The following is a 17,440-nucleotide window of genomic DNA, read 5'->3' as shown; positions in this document are numbered from 1 at the left end:
GCCATTAAACGAAATTATCTGTATGGTCAAATAAACGCTGATATTCACGTAGAGCGTAGTGATCCGTCATGCCTGAAAGAAAGTCTGCAATCAAACGTGCTAACTCTTGATTTTTTAAGTGCACTGTTTTGCTCTGCCAACTTTCAGGCATTGTATTTGGATTTTCATAATAACAATTGAATAATTTTTGTACAATGCATTTTGCTGCATTGCGACGACTAAGAACTTGTTCATGGTAGTAAAGATTTTTAAATAAAAAGTTTTTTAGTTCTTTTTCATAAACGGTCATTGTCGGTGAAAAGGTGACAATAGTTTGTTTTGCTTGGTGAATATCGTTTATGCTTGTTGGTTTGATGCGTGCTAAATTTTTTTGTGACTGTTTGATAACATCTTCAACCATGGTTGTTATTTGTCTTCGTACAAGCGTGTAACCGCGACGCGTTTGGTCGAGCTGGGGATGCTCATCTGTTATATCTTTTAATATTGCTGCTGTTAGTGAAACATGTTCAAATTGATCGAGTGTTAAAAATTGCGAACGTAGACCATCATCAATATCATGCGCATTGTATGCGATATCATCTGCAATAGCAGCACATTGCGCTTCTAGTCCTGCAAAACAATCGAGTGCAAGGTCTTGCTTTACATTGTATTGTAAAATATCGATAGGAACCTCCTTATTCTTCGCGTGAGGACCTAAAAGGGGACCATTATGCTTTACAAGTCCTTCGAGGGTTTCCCATGTAAGGTTAAGTCCATCAAAATTTGCATAGCGCTGTTCTAGTTTTGTTACAATGCGTAATGCTTGTGCATTATGATCAAAGCCGCCATAATGTACCATGGCTTCATTAAGAGCATCTTCTCCTGCATGGCCAAAGGGTGTGTGTCCAAAGTCGTGAACAAGGGCAATGGCTTCGGCAAGGTCTTCATCAAGACACAGGGCACGGGCTAATGTTCTTGCAATTTGAGAAACCTCTATGGAATGGGTTAGGCGAGTACGGTAATGATCGCTTTCATCAGCAATAAACACTTGCGTTTTATGTTTAAGACGTCGAAATGCATTAGAATGGATAATACGATCTCTATCTCGTTGAAAAGGTGAGCGTGTGGTGCTCATCGTTTCATGGTATAATCGACCACGGCTTGTTTGTGGATGAGCACTGTATACTGCTCGAGATTGGTAATTGAAGTTGATATTTCCTATATCCATTGCAAGCTGTCTATTATCATCTTAAAATTGAGAGTGGTTTATGAGAAATAAACTGCTCTTTGAGTGTAGGATACTCTTTCTTGATGGTTTAATGCAAGGATATATAAAATGAATGTGAAAATTTCAGATGTTGCTGCCAAAAAAATTGCACAGATACTTTTGCGTGAAACCGATAAAATAGCATTACGTATTTCTGTTGAAGGTGGTGGGTGTTCTGGTTTTTCTTATAAATATGACTTGGTTTCTGAAATGTGTGAAGATGACCTCGTTCTCAAAAAAGACGGGGCAGTTGTGTTTATTGATTTACTATCACTTCCTTTTATGGAAGGAGCTGAGATTGATTTTGTTGATGATCTTATGGGGCAGTCTTTTCAAATCCACAATCCCAATGCTGTTTCATCGTGTGGTTGTGGTGTAAGTTTCTCAATTTAAAATGATGGCTGTGTGATATTGTTTCTTGAAAAAAAGATCATGTTGGTCAACAATGCAAAAATGGGTATTCTTATAAAAATAGTGCACCGATGTGTATGGTTGTGCGTGGTGCTTGCTTTATTGACTTGGAGTCACTGTGCTTTTTCTGAAGCAGGAGAAGGGCAAGATCTGCAGCAGAGACAATCAAGGAGTTTTATTGTAAAGACTCAAGAGCAGGAAAATGAAAACTTAGCATCTCAAACACAACTCATTTTGAATGCTCGATTAACAAATAGTCATCCGGATATTGAAAAAGGGCTTGTCTGGCGGGTTTATGCCCCTATTCTAGGGATTGATAATAAGTTACCATTAGTGGCAACCTATAAGGGGGGAGGTGCACGTTTTAATCTCGAACCAGGAAATTATCTTGTTCATGTCTCATTTGGTCATATGAGTGCTGTGCGCCATATTCGTTTAGAAAATGGGCAGAGTCTTGTAAAAAACTTTAATCTTGAGGCTGGTGGTGTCATTTTAAATGCAACACTGCTCAATGGCGTAATGAATGAAAAGGAACTCCGTTTTACCATTTATGAGGATGAAAAAGAAAATGATGATACGGGAGTGATTATATCAAATGTTAAACCCCACTCAGTTGTGCGTTTAAAAGCTGGCCGCTACCATGTTGCTTCCCATTATGGTTCTATTAATGCGACGGCTCGTTCCGATATTCAAGTGGATGCAGGTAAAATAACAGAAGTTACTCTTGAACATCAGGCCGCTCAGATTGTCTTAAAGTTGGTGCGACAAGAAGGAGGAGAAGCGCTTGCAGATACAAGTTGGTCTCTTGCCAATGATTCTGGTGATATCGTTTATGAAACAGTTGGTGCGTATGTTTCACTCGTGTTAGCAGAGGGAGAGTATATTGCAATTGCTAAAAATAAAGATAAAATCTATCAAAAAGTTTTTTCAGTCGTTTCTGGTCATGATGAAGATATAAGTGTGATAGCGAATGAAGAAAATATGCAACAAATTGATGAAGATGTGGATTGATCATTGTTCATGGGGGTAAACTATGATGAAAGACGGGGTATGAATTTTGATTGAAATTTCAACAGTTGGTGTGTTTTTTGCTGGGGCACTCTCTTTTTTGTCACCATGCGTTTTGCCGTTAGTTCCTCCTTATTTGTGCTATATGGCAGGGGTTGGTATTGATGATTTTCGTTCAGAAAAGCCTGATGAGAAAGTTTTTATCCGGTGGGCTTTATTATCTTCTGTTATTGCTTTTGTTCTTGGGTTTACGACTGTTTTTGTTGCTTTAGGTGCCAGTGCTAGTACAATTGGGAAATTCATCGGTTATTATCGTGATTGGTTTGCCCTTGCTGCTGGAATTGTCATTATTATTTTTGGTTTAAATTTTTTGGGGATTTTCAAGATCGCTTTTTTATTTCGTGAGGCGCGTTTTCAGACCCATAAAACACCTGCTGGTCCTTTAGGCGCGTATATTATTGGTTTAGCTTTTGCCTTTGGTTGGACACCGTGTATTGGCCCCATTTTAGGGCCTATTATAACGCTTGCTGGAACAAAAGAAACTGTGGGAGAGGGAGCTGTTCTCTTAGCGGTTTATGCATTAGGTCTTGCTATTCCTTTTATGTTAGCAGCTTTATTTTCGAGCAGTTTTATGCGATTTTTAGGAGCTTTTCGTATTCATTTAGGAAAAGTTGAAAAAATCATTGGTGTTTTTCTTATTCTTACAGGGATTTTGTTTTTAACAGATTCTATGCAGGATCTTTCATTTTGGCTTTTAGAACATTATCCTTCGTTGAGTTATATTGAAGATATTCGTTGGCACAGTATTATGAATTTTTTTGGATTTCCTCGTTAGTCTTATGTGTTTTTATGGTTAGAAGTTGTCTTTCTATTGTTCTTGCCGCAGGTGAGGGGACGCGCATGAAATCGTCTCTGCCTAAGGTACTTCATAAAATTGCTGGATTGCCTCTTATATGCCATGTTCTAAAACAAATAGAATTGGCAGGCTCTTCACAATTAGCGGTTGTTGTGGGATATGGTGCTAAGGAGGTTATGCACGTTGTTCAGTCATTTGTAAAAGATGTAATGATTTTTGAACAAAAAGAGCGTTTAGGAACTGCCCATGCTGTTTTGTCTGCTCGTTTAGCTTTGCAAAAGGAGGTGGATGATGTGCTCATTGTTTTTGGGGATACTCCTCTCATTCAGCAAGATTCATTGCACCAAATGCGTGCACAGCTTGCTGATGGAGCAGATGTTGTTTTTGCAGGTTTTCATACCAAACATCCAACAGGTTATGGACGTCTTCTCGAGAAAAATGGTCAATTGATTGCAATTGTAGAAGAAAAAGACGCTAGCGATGAAGAAAAAAAGATTTCTTTTTGTAACGGTGGAATACTCGCTATGCGTGGAAAACATGCACTTTCTCTTTTAGAGAAAGTTGGTAATAATAATGTGAAAAAAGAATATTACTTAACAGATATTGCTTCTCTTGCAACACGCGAAGGATTAGATGTGCGTGTTGTTGAAGTTCCTTTTGAAGATATTGTAGGAATTAACAACGGTTTTGAGCTTTCTGAGGCTGATTCTTTGTGGCAAAAACGTAAAGCGCGCGATTTAATGTTATCGGGTGTTACACTCTTAAAGCCAGAAACACTCTATTTTTCTTATGATACAGAAATTGCACCAGGGGTGGTGATAGAACCAAATGTTTATTTTGGGTTAAACGTAAAAGTACAATCTGGTGCGGTTATTCATGCATTTAGTTATCTCGAAGGTGCTGTGGTTGGTAGAGATGCACAGATTGGTCCCTATGCACGTTTGCGTCCTGGAACAGAGTTGGCTAAGTCCGTAAAGATTGGAAATTTTTGTGAAGTCAAACAAGCTAAGGTAGGAGAATCTTCTAAAATCAATCATTTAAGTTATATTGGTGATGCCGAAATTGGTGCACATACCAATATTGGAGCCGGTACGATTACTTGCAATTATGATGGATTTAACAAATATAAAACCATGATTGGTGATCATGCTTTTGTTGGGTCTAATACGGCACTTGTTTCCCCATTGGTAATAGGGGATGGCTCTTATGTTGCTTCAGGAAGTGTTATTACTGAAAATATTCCTATGAACAGTATGGCTTTTGGGCGTGCACGACAGGTTATAAAAGAGGGCTATGCGACAAAATTTCGAGAGCGTTTGTTAGAAAACAAACAGAAAAAATGATTATTTTCAGCTTATTCTTTTGTTTCGTGTTAATCTAACGATGGATGGAAGATTTATTCTTAAAGATTGCCGTATTCCATGTTTGAATTATTTTTATTATTTATAGTTTTAAATAAAGGCTGTTGGATTGTTTTGTAAAATTTGAATCTTAAGATGTGGGTTGGAGCTTTTTAATGTGTGGAATTATTGGAGTTCTTGGAAAGAGGTGTGTTACGTCCTCTTTGGTTGAGGGGTTAAAACGTCTTGAATATAGAGGGTATGATTCATCTGGGGTGGCAACGGTCCATAATGGGCATCTTTATCGTGTACGTGCTGAGGGGAAGCTTGTTCATTTAGAAGAAAAATTAAAAAAAACACCTCTGGAGGGAAGTTTAGGGATTGGTCATACCCGTTGGGCTACGCATGGAATTGCTGTTGAACGCAATGCGCATCCCCATGTGACTGAAAAGCTTGCGATTGTTCATAATGGTATTATTGAAAATTTTGTAGAACTGCAAAAGGAACTCATAGAGGATGGTTGTATCTTTGAAACAGAGACGGATACGGAAGTTATTGCACATTTAATAACGCGTGCATTAAAAGATGGTCTTTCTCCGCAAGAAGCCATACGTACCAGTTGGAAAAGGCTGCAGGGGGCTTTTGCTATTGCTCTTATTTTCGAAGGTGAAGATAACCTTATGATTGCGGCTTGTTCTGGTCCACCTCTGGCAATTGGTTATGGAAAAGATGAATTTTTTGTGGGGTCAGATGCCATAGCTTTGGCACCATTCGTTGATTATATTAGCTATATGGAAGATGGGGATTGGGCTGTTCTCACACGGGAAGGTGTTACAATTTATGATGCTAATAACCAACCGGTCAAACGTCCTGTGACGACATTACTTGAAGGGGCTTTATTGATTTCTAAGGGTAATCATCGTCATTTTATGCACAAGGAAATGTTTGAACAACCTGAAGTGATTTCTCATAATTTGGCACATTATCTTGATCTTGGAAATTATGTCGTTCGACCGCTTAAGAATTTGATTGATTGGAAAAATATTCATCGGCTTCTTTTTGCGAGTTGTGGAACGGCATATTATTCAACCTTAGTTGCGCGCTATTGGTTTGAGAAATTTGCCGCTTTAAGTGTTGATAATGATGTTGCTTCGGAGTTTCGTTATCGTGAACCTCCTATAACGTCTGATGTGTTATCGCTGTTTGTTTCTCAATCTGGTGAGACAGCTGATACATTGGCTTCTTTGCGTTATTGTCGTGAGCGGGGTGTAAAAACAGCAACAATTGTGAATGTAGAGCAATCAACAATGGCAAGGGAGGCTGATTTTATTCTCCCAACACTTGCTGGACCGGAAATAGGTGTTGCTTCAACAAAAGCTTTTACCTGTCAATTGGCAACGCTTGCTTCACTCGCTCTTAGTGCGGCTAAACAACGTGGCTATCTCTCGGCTCAAATAGAAAAGCAATTGGTTCAACAGTTGGCAGAAGTTCCACGTATTTTAAATGAGGTCTTAAAATTAGAGAGAAAAATTGAATGTATTTGTCGTGATTTGGTGAATGCAAAAAGTGTTCTTTATCTGGGACGTGGAACTTCTTATCCGATTGCTTTGGAGGGAGCTCTTAAACTGAAAGAGCTTTCTTATATTCATGCTGAAGGTTATGCGGCAGGTGAATTAAAGCATGGACCAATTGCTCTGGTGGATGAGACAATACCCGTTATTGTTGTTGCACCTTATGATCGGTGGTTTGAAAAAACTTTTTCTAATATGCAAGAAGTGGTAGCGCGTAATGGTCGTATTATTTTAATAACCGATAAAAAAGGAGCAGATGTGGCTTGTCTTAAGACTTTATCAACGATCACTTTGCCAGATGTTCCAGAATTTATTTCTCCTATTATTTATGCACTCCCTGTTCAGTTAATCGCTTATCATACGGCTGTTTTATTAGGAACAGATGTTGATCAACCCCGTAATTTAGCAAAATCAGTCACGGTTGAATAAAAGTATATTTCTGAATCTTTTGGAGAATAATCAAGTGTAAGAAATTGATTTATAATGAAACTTATTTTTTCATTTTCTCTGTTGAACGAGAATGCTGTAGACAGTTTTTTTCTTTCTCAATCCTTTACGATAAAACGAAAAATATCTTCTTACCTATCAAAAAATGGATCAGCTATGTGAACATAATGGTAAAAAAAGACGCAATATTGCTTCTACTGTTTTAATGCAGTTGATTTGTTATTCGTTCATGAAGCATAAAGATGGTAAGAGACTGCGTAGATCATTTATGGGTAATTCTAAGAAAAAACCATATTTGAACAGAGAGATATTTAAGTTTTTTATTAGAGGGTCTTTGTTATCCTGCTCGTAAGAGGCGTGCAGCATCGTTGTGTCCGAAAAGATAAAGGAGCAACCGTAAAGCTTGTCCTTGCTCAGAAGAAAGATGAGGATCGCGTTGTAAAAATAAACGAGCATCTTTTCTTGCCATTGACAAAAGATCGCTATGAACTGCAAGGTTTGCTATATGAAATTCAGGGACTCCAGATTGTTTTGTACCTAAAAGCTCTCCTTCGCCTCGTAGGCGCCAATCTTCTTCAGCGATTTCAAAACCATCTTCTGTATTGCGGATAATATTAAGGCGTGTTGCTGCTGTTTTAGTCAGTGGATCTTTATAGAGCAAAATGCAGGAAGACTTTTTATCGCCTCGTCCTACACGTCCACGTAATTGGTGCAATTGTGAAAGGCCAAAATGTTCCGCGTGTTCGATGATAATGATCGAAGCATCTGGAATATCTACTCCCACTTCAATGACTGTGGTTGCAACTAAAATACGTGTATTTCCACATTTAAAAGATGCCATAGCGGCTTCTTTTTCTGCTGTAGACATTTTTCCATGGATCATACCAACGTGTGCTCCAAAGCGCTCATGGAGAAATGCAAAGCGGTTTTCAATTGAAGTGAGATCAAGAGCTGTCGATTCCTCTACTAAAGGACAAATCCAATAGAGCTTTTCTCCTTTTTCTAATGCAATTGCGATTCTCGCTATAAGCTCATGAAGACGTTTCAAAGAAAGCGTTGCTGTTGTAATGGGTTGTCGTCCCATTGGTTTTTCGGTAATTTTAGAGACATCCATATCACCAAAAGCTGTTAAGACAAGTGTGCGCGGAATGGGCGTGGCGGTCATAACCAGCATATCAGCTTTATTGCCTTTTTCTGTAAGAGCGATACGTTGATGGACACCAAAACGGTGTTGTTCATCGATAATGGTTAAAGCGAGATTATTATAAGTAACACTGTTTTGTATGAGAGCATGGGTTCCGATGACAATAGAAACTTGACCTGACAGAATATCATTCACGATATTTGTCCGCAATTTCCCTTTTTCTCGTCCTGTTAAAAGCGTTGTTTGTAATCCGACCTTTTCGGCAAGAGGAGCGATGGTGGCAAAATGTTGCCTAGCAAGCACTTCAGTTGGTGTCATTAAAGCTGATTGTCCTGAATTTTCAGCAATTTGTGCCATTGCCATCAATGCAACAACAGTTTTTCCTGCGCCTACATCACCTTGAAGTAGTCTTAGCATCGGTTCTGGTGAAGCAAGATCATTTGCGATATCTTCTACTGCTTTTTTTTGTCCGGTTGTGAGTTGAAAGGGGAGGATATTAAGCAATTTTTTAGTATAAATTCCTGTTGATGGTCGAGAAGTGCCAACAAGAGATTTAGTTTTCAAACGCACGAGTCCTAGTGCCAATTGACAAGCGAGCAATTCATCATAGGCAAGACGTTTGCGTGCTGTACTTTCTAAGGATAGATCATTGGGGTTAATGGGCGCATGGATACGGCGTAAAGCAACGGAAAAAGAAGGAAAATTTTGCTGCTTTTTTACATTTTCATCTATCCATTCTGGTAGAAGAGGAATAAAATCAAGAGCGTTTTGTATGGCGCGTCTTAGTGTCTTTACAGTTAGTCCGGCAGTAGAGGGATAGACAGGTTCGATCAGAGGTATCTGATTTGATTGTTCGCTTGGGGCAATATAGTCTGGATGCGCCATTGAAAGCTGTCCATTAAACCATTCAACTTTTCCTGATATAATGACTTTTTTTCCTTCGGGGAGTTGTTTTTTTAGCCAAAGAGGTTGAGCATGAAAAAAGACTAAATTTATTTTTCCTGTGTGATCATGGGCAATAACACGATAGGGAATTCGGTTGTGACCACGGGGTGGTGGTTGATGTTGATCGATGATAATTTCGAGCGTAACAGTATCTCCTTCTTTTGCACAAGTAATGTTGGGACGCATTCTGCGGTCTATAACGGAATGGGGCATTAATTGAAGAAGGTCAATAAGGGTTGCTTCGCGTTGTGTGGGATTAACATCTAAGAGTTTGGTCAATAAACCATAGACTTTAGGTGTAATACCAGAAAGAGTTCGGATAGAATTAAAAAGTGGGGTAAGAAGACTTGGAGGCATGAGCAAATTTAACCTGCCCTTTTTGTTTTTTCTAGACCTTTAGAAGAGCTTTTTGGGGATAAAGTCATAAAGAGGAGGTTGCTTTATTTACACATTGAACTTTAGGAAGAGAAATTAATATTTAAAGAAAAATACAATTAAATGGTCAAAAATTAAAGTGCTTAGATGAGGTATATTGTTTTTCTTTTTATTTTAGGTGTTTATTTGCTGTGAATAGAAGCATTTTCTTGATAGAACTCTCTTATAAATATTAATAAAATTGGGATATTGCTCCTATGTAGGATGATGAATTTATAGCTTTAAAGTTTGATGATAAACAGAAGTTTTTTCTTTTATAAGGGGTGCTGTTTAGCATTTATTTTGTAGTGGGAAATTGTGAGAGTGGTAAAAAATAAAATGCAAATGCAAGAGAACAAAAATTCTCTTCCTCGCTTTATTCATTTGAGAGTGCATTCAGCTTATTCCTTGCTCGAAGGGGCTTTAAAAATCCCCCAAATTATTCAACAGACGATTTCAGATCATGCACCAGCGGTTGCTATTACCGATACCAATAATTTATTTGGTGCTTTGGAATTTTCACAGCATTGTCTTTCTCATGGGGTCCAACCTATTATTGGTTGTCAGCTTACTGTTGATTTTTGTGATGAAAATGATCATTCACGTTTGGCTAAATGGCGTAATCCTTCAGATTTTTGCTCTATTGTTCTTTTGGCTGCTAGCGAAACCGGTTATGCTCATTTGGTTCGTCTTGTGAGCCGTGCTTATCTTGATAAGTGTGATACTGATCCTCCTCATATTAAAGCTGATTGGTTGTCAGAACACAGTGAAGGCATAATCGCTTTAACGGGTGGAAAGGGAGGACCTATTAATCTTTCTTTGGCAGAAGAGAAAAAAGAACATGCTGTTGAGCGCTTAATTTATTTGAAAAAATCTTTTGCTGATCGTCTTTATGTGGAGTTACAACGGCATGGCTCTTATGACCGGAGAGTAGAAGCTGATCTTATTGAATTGGCTTATGCGCATGAAATTCCTCTTGTAGCAACGAATGAAGCTTTTTTTCTGCAAAGAGAAGGGTATGAAGCGCATGATGCGCTGATGGCTGTTTCAGAAGGACAAATTGTCTCTAATCCAGATCGCAAACGTGTGACACCAGATCATTATTTGAAGTCACAAGATGAAATGGTTACACTGTTTTCTGATCTTCCAGAAGCTTTGGAAAATAGTGTTGAAATTGCATTGCGTTGTCATATTGCCTCGCCTCTTCGAAAACCGATATTGCCTCGTTTTATAGAACAATCTGTTAATTCAGAAACTACTTTAGAAATAGAAGATAGTGAGTTATTAAATCAGGCTAAAGATGGTTTGAAGATTCGGCTTGAAACAATAGGGTTGGCTGAAGGGTATACGATTGCAGATTATGAACAGCGGCTTGATTATGAAATTTCAGTTATTACGCGTATGCAATTTTCTGGATATTTTCTTATCGTTTCAGATTTCATAAAATGGGCAAAGGTTCATGACATTCCCGTTGGACCAGGCCGGGGTTCTGGTGCTGGTTCACTTGTTGCTTATGCATTGACGATTACTGATGTGGATCCCTTGCGGTTTTCTCTTCTCTTTGAACGTTTTCTGAATCCAGATCGTGTTTCGATGCCAGATTTTGATATCGACTTTTGTCAAGAGCGGCGCGAAGAAGTTATTCAATATGTTCAAAAAAAATATGGACGTGATCAAGTTGCTCAAATTATTACTTTTGGTAAGTTACAGGCACGTGCAGTTTTGCGTGATGTGGGGCGTGTTTTAGAAGTTCCTTATCGTCAGGTGGATTATCTTACAAAATTAATTCCTGCCACCCCAGGAAGTCAGGTAGAATTAGCAGATGCTATTAAGGATGAACCTAAATTTGAAGAAGAAAAGAAAAAAGATCCCGTTGTTGGACGCGCATTAGATATAGCGCTTCAGTTGGAGGGACTTTATCGTCATGCTTCAACTCATGCTGCTGGGATTGTTATCGGAGATCGTCCACTTTGGGAGCTTGTCCCGATGTATCGTGATCCTCGTTCTGATATGCCTGTTACACAATTTAACATGAAATATGTTGAACAAGCGGGGCTGGTAAAATTTGATTTTCTTGGATTAAAAACGCTTACTGTTTTGAAAATGGCAGTCGATTTTGTTGCCAGAAAGGGGATTAAAATAGATTTATCAAATATTCCTCTGAATGATGAAGCAACCTACGCTATGATGGCACGTGGTGAAACGGTTGGCGTGTTTCAGGTGGAAAGTTCTGGTATGCGCAAGGCGTTGATTGGAATGAAGCCAGACCGTATTGAAGATATTATTGCGCTGGTTGCACTTTATCGTCCAGGTCCAATGGAGAATATTCCAACCTATAATGCACGCAAACATGGGGAAGAGGAAATTGCTTCTATTCATCCTAAAATAGATCATCTGATCAAAGAAACACAAGGTGTTATTGTTTATCAAGAACAGGTGATGCAGATTGCTCAGGTGCTTGCTGGCTATTCGCTTGGGGAAGCCGATTTATTACGTCGTGCTATGGGGAAAAAAATTCATGCTGAAATGCAAAAACAGCGTACGCGTTTTGTTAATGGAGCCGTTGCAGGTGGTGTGGATAAAGATCAAGCTGATATTATCTTTGATCTTTTAGCAAAATTTGCCGATTATGGTTTTAATAAATCGCACGCTGCTGCTTATGCAATTGTTTCTTACCAAACAGCTTATATGAAAGCAAACTATCCCGTTGAGTTTTTAGCTGCTTCAATGACATATGATATGACGAATACAGATAAGCTCAATGATTTTCGGCGTGAAGCATTAAGGTTGGGTATTGAAGTTATTGCACCTTCTATACAAACATCTCATCGTGTTTTTGAGGTTGGTGATAACTGTATTTATTATTCTCTTGCTGCCATTAAAGGTGTGGGAGAAACTGTTGTAGATCATATTGTTTCTTGTCGTGGGAATAAGGTTTTTAAGGATTTGGAAGATTTTTGTGCGCGTGTTGATCCTCGTATTGTTAATAAGCGTGCGATGGAAAGTTTAGTTTGTGCTGGTGCTTTTGATTGTTTTAACATTGCACGTGAGGTTTTATTAGCCAATCTTGGAACCCTTCATGCGCGTGCACTTCGTATTCTCGATGACAATTCTAGCGGGCAGGTTGATATATTTGGAATGGCAGGAGGATTAAAAGAACCATTGATTTTATCGCAAACAACCCCTTGGTTGCCGGCTGAGAAACTTTATCGAGAATTTCAAGCTATAGGTTTTTACTTTTCTGCGCATCCTTTGGAGGAGTATCAAGCTATTCTGAACAAAAAACGCATTCAGACTTGGGGTAATTTTGCCAATGCCGTTAAAGGGGGAGCAACGGCTGCACGGCTTGCTGGAACTGTTGTGGCAAAAAACGTGCGCAAAACAAAATCTGGTAAAAAAATGGGAATTATTCATTTTTCTGATACAAGTGGACAATATGAAGCAGTTCTCTTTTCTGAGGCACTCTCGGATTATGAAGAGATGCTAGAACCCGGAAAATCTTTTATTATTACGGTGAGCGCAGAAAATCGTTCTGAAGGAGTTAGTTTGCGAATTGAAACAATTCAGTCTTTGGAAAATGAATCATTACAACAGCATAAAATGATGCGTCTCTTTATAAAAACAGTTGATATGCTTCCACAAATTGAACAAAATTTAAATCTTGGGGGGAATGGAGAGGTTGGGCTTATTTTAATTCAAGAGGATGGATTGCGAGAAGTCGAAATTGCGCTTCCTAAGCGATATAAGGTAAATTCACATGTCGCAAATGCTATGAAATTAATTCAGGGTGTTGTTGATGTAGAATTGAGTTAAAGAAAGATTAAAGATGGGAGCTGATTTTGAGTGGTGTTTTTGCTTTTAGGAGAGCTAAAAATGGAGCTTTTAAAATCGGATTGTAGGTTTCGAAAAATATTGCTTTTATTAGAGTAAATTATGATATTTTTTAGTGTCATAAAATTAAAAAAATCTCGTTCTTTCGTAATATTCAAAGTGCCGGAAGAATTTTATAAGTTTTTATCATTATTTTTTATAGAATTCATCGCATCATACATGTAAAGCCAATTGAGATCTGACATAATGCTCTCTGGTGTACGAATTTTCATCATGAGATTGCGTGCAATTGCTATGGGACCGGTTGCGTGATAGGCTAATCTATTGAAATCTCCGCGTTTTTTTACTGCTGCAATACGCGGGGTGCGTGTTGTTTCGTAAAGCGAAAGTGCTTTCGTTAATGAAAAATCTTTCAATGAAAGTGCTTTTGCTAATGTGGCGGCATCTTCGATTGCCATAGCGGCACCTTGTGCTGCAAAAGGTAAGGCAGCATGTGCGCAATCGCCAACAAATACTTGTCTCTCTAAACCGATAAAACGATTTTGTTTCATTTGAAAAAGTGGCCAATAACTCCATTCATCAATATGATCGAAGATTTGTAAGATTTTTGAATTCCAATCTTTAAAAAGAGATTTGAGTTTTTCTTTATCTCCTTTATGGGCCCATCCTTCTTTTGAATTTTCTCCATGCGTAATGGCGACAAAATTAAAAATTTTTTCTGACGATTGAATGGGGTAGACAACAAGATGATTTTTTGGTCCCATCCAAGCCGTAATTGTCTTCATATTTTGCAATGAAGAACGAAAGTTTTGAGGAAGATTATCAGATGTTGTTGTTGCACGCCAAGCAATAAAGCCACTAAAAGTTGCTTTTTCATGAAAAGGAGATTGTTGCCGTAATGTTGACCAAACGCCATCACATCCGATCAGGAGGGGCGTTGAATAAAGCTGTTCTGTTGCCGTATCTATTTTTATTGTCGTGATTTTAATGTTGGTTGCCGATTGGGTAGAAGATACAATCGTTTCGCCTGCTTTGTATTTGATCAAAGGATTTTCAATCACTGCATTATATAAAATTTTTTGTAAAGCCGCGCGGTGAATCGTCATATAAGGGGCTTTCCAATATTTTTCTGTTAGATTAATAAGATGAGCCCGTAGATGTATTTTTAAAGATAATCCATCTTTTAACTCAAAAAAATATGGGATTGTCGCGACTTCAGTGAGTTTGTTAAGAAGTTTCCAGCGAGCAAGAATAGATGTTGCATTTGGTGTCAGTTGAATACCAGCGCCTATCGTTTCAAGTTGCTTACACTTTTCGATAATGGTGCTTGCAATTCCTTTATGAGCGAGTGCTAAAGCAGTGCTTAAACCAGCAATTCCTCCTCCAACGATGATGGGTGATTGTTCCACAAATGATTTCATATTAAACAAGCAGAATTAAAAGAGGGGTTATTAAGAAAGCCAAAAAACGCAATTATAATAGCTTTTCTGGATGATATAAGCATCCTGTTGGGTTTGTTTGATCGTATGATAGCGAGGGAACATAACGATAAAGGGTTGAGCAGTAAGGGCAAATTTTCTCATCTGCTGCTCCCATATCGATAAAGATATGAGGATGATCGAATGGGTGTGTAGCGCCTACACACATAAATTCTTTCACACCAATTTCGATTGTTTTATATCCAAGGTCATTTTGGAAATGAGGAATATTGTGATCAGCCATGGCATACAAACTCCAGAATAAATTTTCTCATCAGCTATGATTGGGCTCTTCTATTTTATAGGCGTGAGTTTGTAATAAAGCGTATAATAATGCAAGCTGCTTTTTAAGACAAATTTTTACTCTTTTATGCTATATTAGAATAGTTGTCTTACTTTTAGTGCTTTGCGCATAGCAATAATTCCAAGTATTTTTTAATATTAAATAGAAAAATGATGAGGGAAGTTAGGCTTTGATATATTATTATGATGATAACATAATATCAAATGTCATGTGAGATATTTCGTCAAGGATTTTAGAAAATATAAAAGAAAATTATTAGGATATATGGAACAGAGGGTGGTAGATAAAATTTCTATATCGAATATAACAATGAAAAATCCGGTACGGTTTATTAATCGAGAGTTTTCATGGCTACAATTTAATAATCGTGTTTTGATGGAAGCGGCTAATTCGAAACATCCTTTATTAGAACGTCTACAATTTCTTTCTATTTCAGCTGCAAATCTTGATGAGTTTTTTATGGTTCGTGTTGCAGGACTAGCAGCTCAAATTCGTGCTCGCGTTACAGCGTGCAGTGCAGATGGGCACACTCCACAGGAACAACTTGATATTGTATTAGCTGAGATTTCAAAGCTGCAGGCTCACCAACTACGAGAATTGAATGTTTTACGTGATGAATTAAAAAAGAATGATATTGAAATTATTTGTTCTGATGATCTTTCAGAAATTGAAAAATCATGGCTTGAAAAATATTTTCTTGAGACAATTTTTCCTGTTTTAAAACCTTTACCTGTTGATTCTACTCATCCTTTTCCATTTATTCCTAATTTAGGGCTTTCTATTGGGCTTCAATTGTCTGGAGAAACTGATCAGAATTCACACACAGTGTTGTTGTCTATTTCAATGCTTTTAAGGCGTTTCGTTCTTCTTCCTCAAGAAGGTAATCATTTTCGTTTTATCGCATCTGAAAATGTTATTTGCCTTTTTATTAAACATGTATTTCCTAACTATGAGATTAAAGGAATTGGTACATTTAGAATAATCCGAGATAGCGATATTGAAGTAAAAGAAGAAGCTGAGGATCTTGTTCATTTTTTTGAAACTGCTCTCAAAAGGCGGCGCCGTGGGCAGGTTATTCGAGTTGAGTTTGACGCAAAAATGCCAGAGAGTTTACGCCAATTTATAGCGAATAGTCTCGCTGTTCCTGATAATTGTATTAATGTCCTTGACGGATTTTTAGCGCTTAATACGGTATCAGAAATTGTTTCTATTCCCCGCGATGATCTTAAATTTATTCCTTATATTTCTCTTGTTCCAGAATGTATTCGTAAACATAAAGGGGATTGTTTTGCGGCTATTCGTGAAAATGATATTGTGATTCATCACCCTTATGAGACATTTGATGTTGTTGTCCAATTTTTACGTCAAGCTGCTTGCGATCCTGATGTTGTAGAAATAAAACAAACACTTTATCGTACATCAAATGATAGTCCAATTGTTGGCGCTTTGATTGAAGCAGCTGAACAGGGAAAGTCTGTAACTGCTTTGGTAGAACTTAAAGCACGTTTTGATGAGGAAGCAAATATTCGTTGGGCCCGGGATCTTGAATGTGCTGGGGTTCAAGTTATTTTTGGTTTTATTGCATTAAAAACGCATGCTAAGATGTCATTGGTTGTGAGACGTGAGGGAAAACGTCTTCGCTCTTATGTTCATCTTGGAACAGGAAATTATCATCCCATTAATGCTAAAACTTATACCGATCTTTCTTTTTTTTCCACGGATGATGATATCGCTCATGATGTTGCGTTATTATTCAATTATATTGCGCAATATGAGCGTCCAAATGAAACAATGAAGATTGCTTTTTCACCCTTAACATTGCGTGGTCGTATCTTAGAGCATATTGAGGGAGAAATTGTTCATGCACAACAGGGAAGGTTTGCTGCTATTTGGATGAAAGTTAATGCATTGGTTGATCCTGAAATTATTGATGCTTTATATCGTGCCAGTCAAGCAGGGGTGCAAATTGATTTGGTTGTGCGGGGGATATGTTGTTTACGGCCTGGTATTCTAGGAATTTCGGATAATATTCGTGTAAAATCAATTGTTGGGCGTTTTCTTGAACATAGTCGCATTTTTTGTTTTGGGAATGGTCAAGATTTGCCTAATGAAAATGCACTCGTTTACTTAGGTTCTGCTGATATGATGCCTCGTAATTTGGACTATCGTATTGAAATATTAGTTCCGGTTTTTAATAAAATAGTGCGTCACAAAATTCTTTTACAGATTATGTTAGCTAATATCATTGATAATCAACAAAGCTTTGATATACTTAAGGATGGAACATCAAAACGTATTACACCGCAGATAGGTGAAAGTCTATTTAATGCGCAGGAGTATTTTATGGCCAATACAAGTTTTGCGGGGGAAAATGAGTCTTTTGAGTCTTCTGTTTCGCGCTTGGTTGCGTTGCATCGGCAACAAGCCGAAATACATAAAGACTAA

Annotated in this window: 11 protein-coding genes; 7 read left to right on the top strand and 4 right to left on the bottom strand. The window is 38.0% G+C overall.

Annotated features, from left to right (window positions below; all coding sequences use genetic code 11):
* Positions 1-4: 4 nt before the first annotated feature.
* Positions 5-1,207, bottom strand: coding sequence for a deoxyguanosinetriphosphate triphosphohydrolase (locus ACFINM_RS03450; RefSeq protein WP_375630171.1), 1,203 nt, complete (start codon positions 1,205-1,207; stop codon positions 5-7).
* 108 nt (positions 1,208-1,315) lie between these two features.
* Between ACFINM_RS03450 and ACFINM_RS03445 the strand changes: the two genes are divergently transcribed.
* From ACFINM_RS03445 to glmS, 5 genes are all read left to right on the top strand, one after another.
* A complete protein-coding gene (locus ACFINM_RS03445) occupies positions 1,316-1,639 on the top strand; it encodes a HesB/IscA family protein (RefSeq protein WP_375613096.1) in 324 nt (107 codons plus the stop codon).
* Between the two features lie 39 nt (positions 1,640-1,678).
* The gene (locus tag ACFINM_RS03440) at positions 1,679-2,668 is read left to right on the top strand and encodes a carboxypeptidase regulatory-like domain-containing protein (RefSeq protein ID WP_375630184.1); all 990 of its coding nucleotides are present in this window, start codon (positions 1,679-1,681) and stop codon (positions 2,666-2,668) included.
* A gap of 43 nt (positions 2,669-2,711) precedes the next feature.
* Positions 2,712-3,500, top strand: coding sequence for a cytochrome c biogenesis CcdA family protein (locus ACFINM_RS03435; RefSeq protein ID WP_375640546.1), 789 nt, complete (start codon positions 2,712-2,714; stop codon positions 3,498-3,500).
* Between the two features lie 14 nt (positions 3,501-3,514).
* Positions 3,515-4,864, top strand: a complete 1,350-nt coding sequence (gene glmU, locus ACFINM_RS03430; RefSeq protein WP_375610449.1) for a bifunctional UDP-N-acetylglucosamine diphosphorylase/glucosamine-1-phosphate N-acetyltransferase GlmU — start codon at positions 3,515-3,517, stop codon at positions 4,862-4,864.
* Positions 4,865-5,037: 173 nt separating this feature from the next.
* Complete coding sequence (gene glmS, locus ACFINM_RS03425) at positions 5,038-6,861, top strand: glutamine--fructose-6-phosphate transaminase (isomerizing) (protein ID WP_375640447.1); 1,824 nt, start codon at positions 5,038-5,040, stop codon at positions 6,859-6,861.
* Between the two features lie 355 nt (positions 6,862-7,216).
* On the opposite strand, the gene recG is transcribed toward glmS, so the two are convergent.
* Positions 7,217-9,325 (bottom strand): ATP-dependent DNA helicase RecG, encoded by a 2,109-nt coding sequence (gene recG, locus ACFINM_RS03420; RefSeq protein ID WP_375640443.1) that lies wholly within the window; start codon positions 9,323-9,325, stop codon positions 7,217-7,219.
* Positions 9,326-9,727: 402 nt separating this feature from the next.
* On the opposite strand from recG, the gene dnaE reads away from it, so the two are divergent.
* Positions 9,728-13,195, top strand: coding sequence for a DNA polymerase III subunit alpha (dnaE, locus tag ACFINM_RS03415; protein WP_375640542.1), 3,468 nt, complete (start codon positions 9,728-9,730; stop codon positions 13,193-13,195).
* A 191-nt stretch (positions 13,196-13,386) separates the two neighbouring features.
* On the opposite strand, the gene ACFINM_RS03410 is transcribed toward dnaE, so the two are convergent.
* Together ACFINM_RS03410 and ACFINM_RS03405 are read right to left on the bottom strand one after the other, a co-directional pair.
* A complete protein-coding gene (locus ACFINM_RS03410) occupies positions 13,387-14,634 on the bottom strand; it encodes an FAD-binding protein (RefSeq protein WP_375640438.1) in 1,248 nt (415 codons plus the stop codon).
* Between the two features lie 52 nt (positions 14,635-14,686).
* A complete protein-coding gene (locus ACFINM_RS03405; RefSeq protein WP_375611536.1) occupies positions 14,687-14,935 on the bottom strand; it encodes a zinc-finger domain-containing protein in 249 nt (82 codons plus the stop codon).
* Positions 14,936-15,259: 324 nt separating this feature from the next.
* On the opposite strand from ACFINM_RS03405, the gene ACFINM_RS03400 reads away from it, so the two are divergent.
* Positions 15,260-17,440, top strand: coding sequence for an RNA degradosome polyphosphate kinase (locus tag ACFINM_RS03400; RefSeq protein WP_375640434.1), 2,181 nt, complete (start codon positions 15,260-15,262; stop codon positions 17,438-17,440).

It is taken from the genome of Bartonella sp. AA168HLJHH, from assembly GCF_042197365.1.
Taxonomy (GTDB): Bacteria; Pseudomonadota; Alphaproteobacteria; order Rhizobiales; family Rhizobiaceae; genus Bartonella.
This window is presented reverse-complemented; position numbering and strand designations above follow the sequence as displayed.

Excerpts from the sequence above, each read along its gene's own strand:
- ACFINM_RS03410 (WP_375640438.1), bottom strand. The coding sequence starts at position 14,634 with ATGAAATCATTTGTGGAACAATCACCCATCATCGTTGGAGGAGGAATT.
- recG (WP_375640443.1), bottom strand. The coding sequence starts at position 9,325 with ATGCCTCCAAGTCTTCTTACCCCACTTTTTAATTCTATCCGAACTCTT.
- ACFINM_RS03450 (WP_375630171.1), bottom strand. The coding sequence starts at position 1,207 with ATGGATATAGGAAATATCAACTTCAATTACCAATCTCGAGCAGTATAC.
- glmS (WP_375640447.1), top strand. The coding sequence starts at position 5,038 with ATGTGTGGAATTATTGGAGTTCTTGGAAAGAGGTGTGTTACGTCCTCT.
- dnaE (WP_375640542.1), top strand. The coding sequence starts at position 9,728 with ATGCAAGAGAACAAAAATTCTCTTCCTCGCTTTATTCATTTGAGAGTG.
- ACFINM_RS03440 (WP_375630184.1), top strand. The coding sequence starts at position 1,679 with ATGTTGGTCAACAATGCAAAAATGGGTATTCTTATAAAAATAGTGCAC.
- ACFINM_RS03405 (WP_375611536.1), bottom strand. The coding sequence starts at position 14,935 with ATGGCTGATCACAATATTCCTCATTTCCAAAATGACCTTGGATATAAA.
- glmU (WP_375610449.1), top strand. The coding sequence starts at position 3,515 with ATGGTTAGAAGTTGTCTTTCTATTGTTCTTGCCGCAGGTGAGGGGACG.
- ACFINM_RS03400 (WP_375640434.1), top strand. The coding sequence starts at position 15,260 with ATGGAACAGAGGGTGGTAGATAAAATTTCTATATCGAATATAACAATG.
- ACFINM_RS03445 (WP_375613096.1), top strand. The coding sequence starts at position 1,316 with ATGAATGTGAAAATTTCAGATGTTGCTGCCAAAAAAATTGCACAGATA.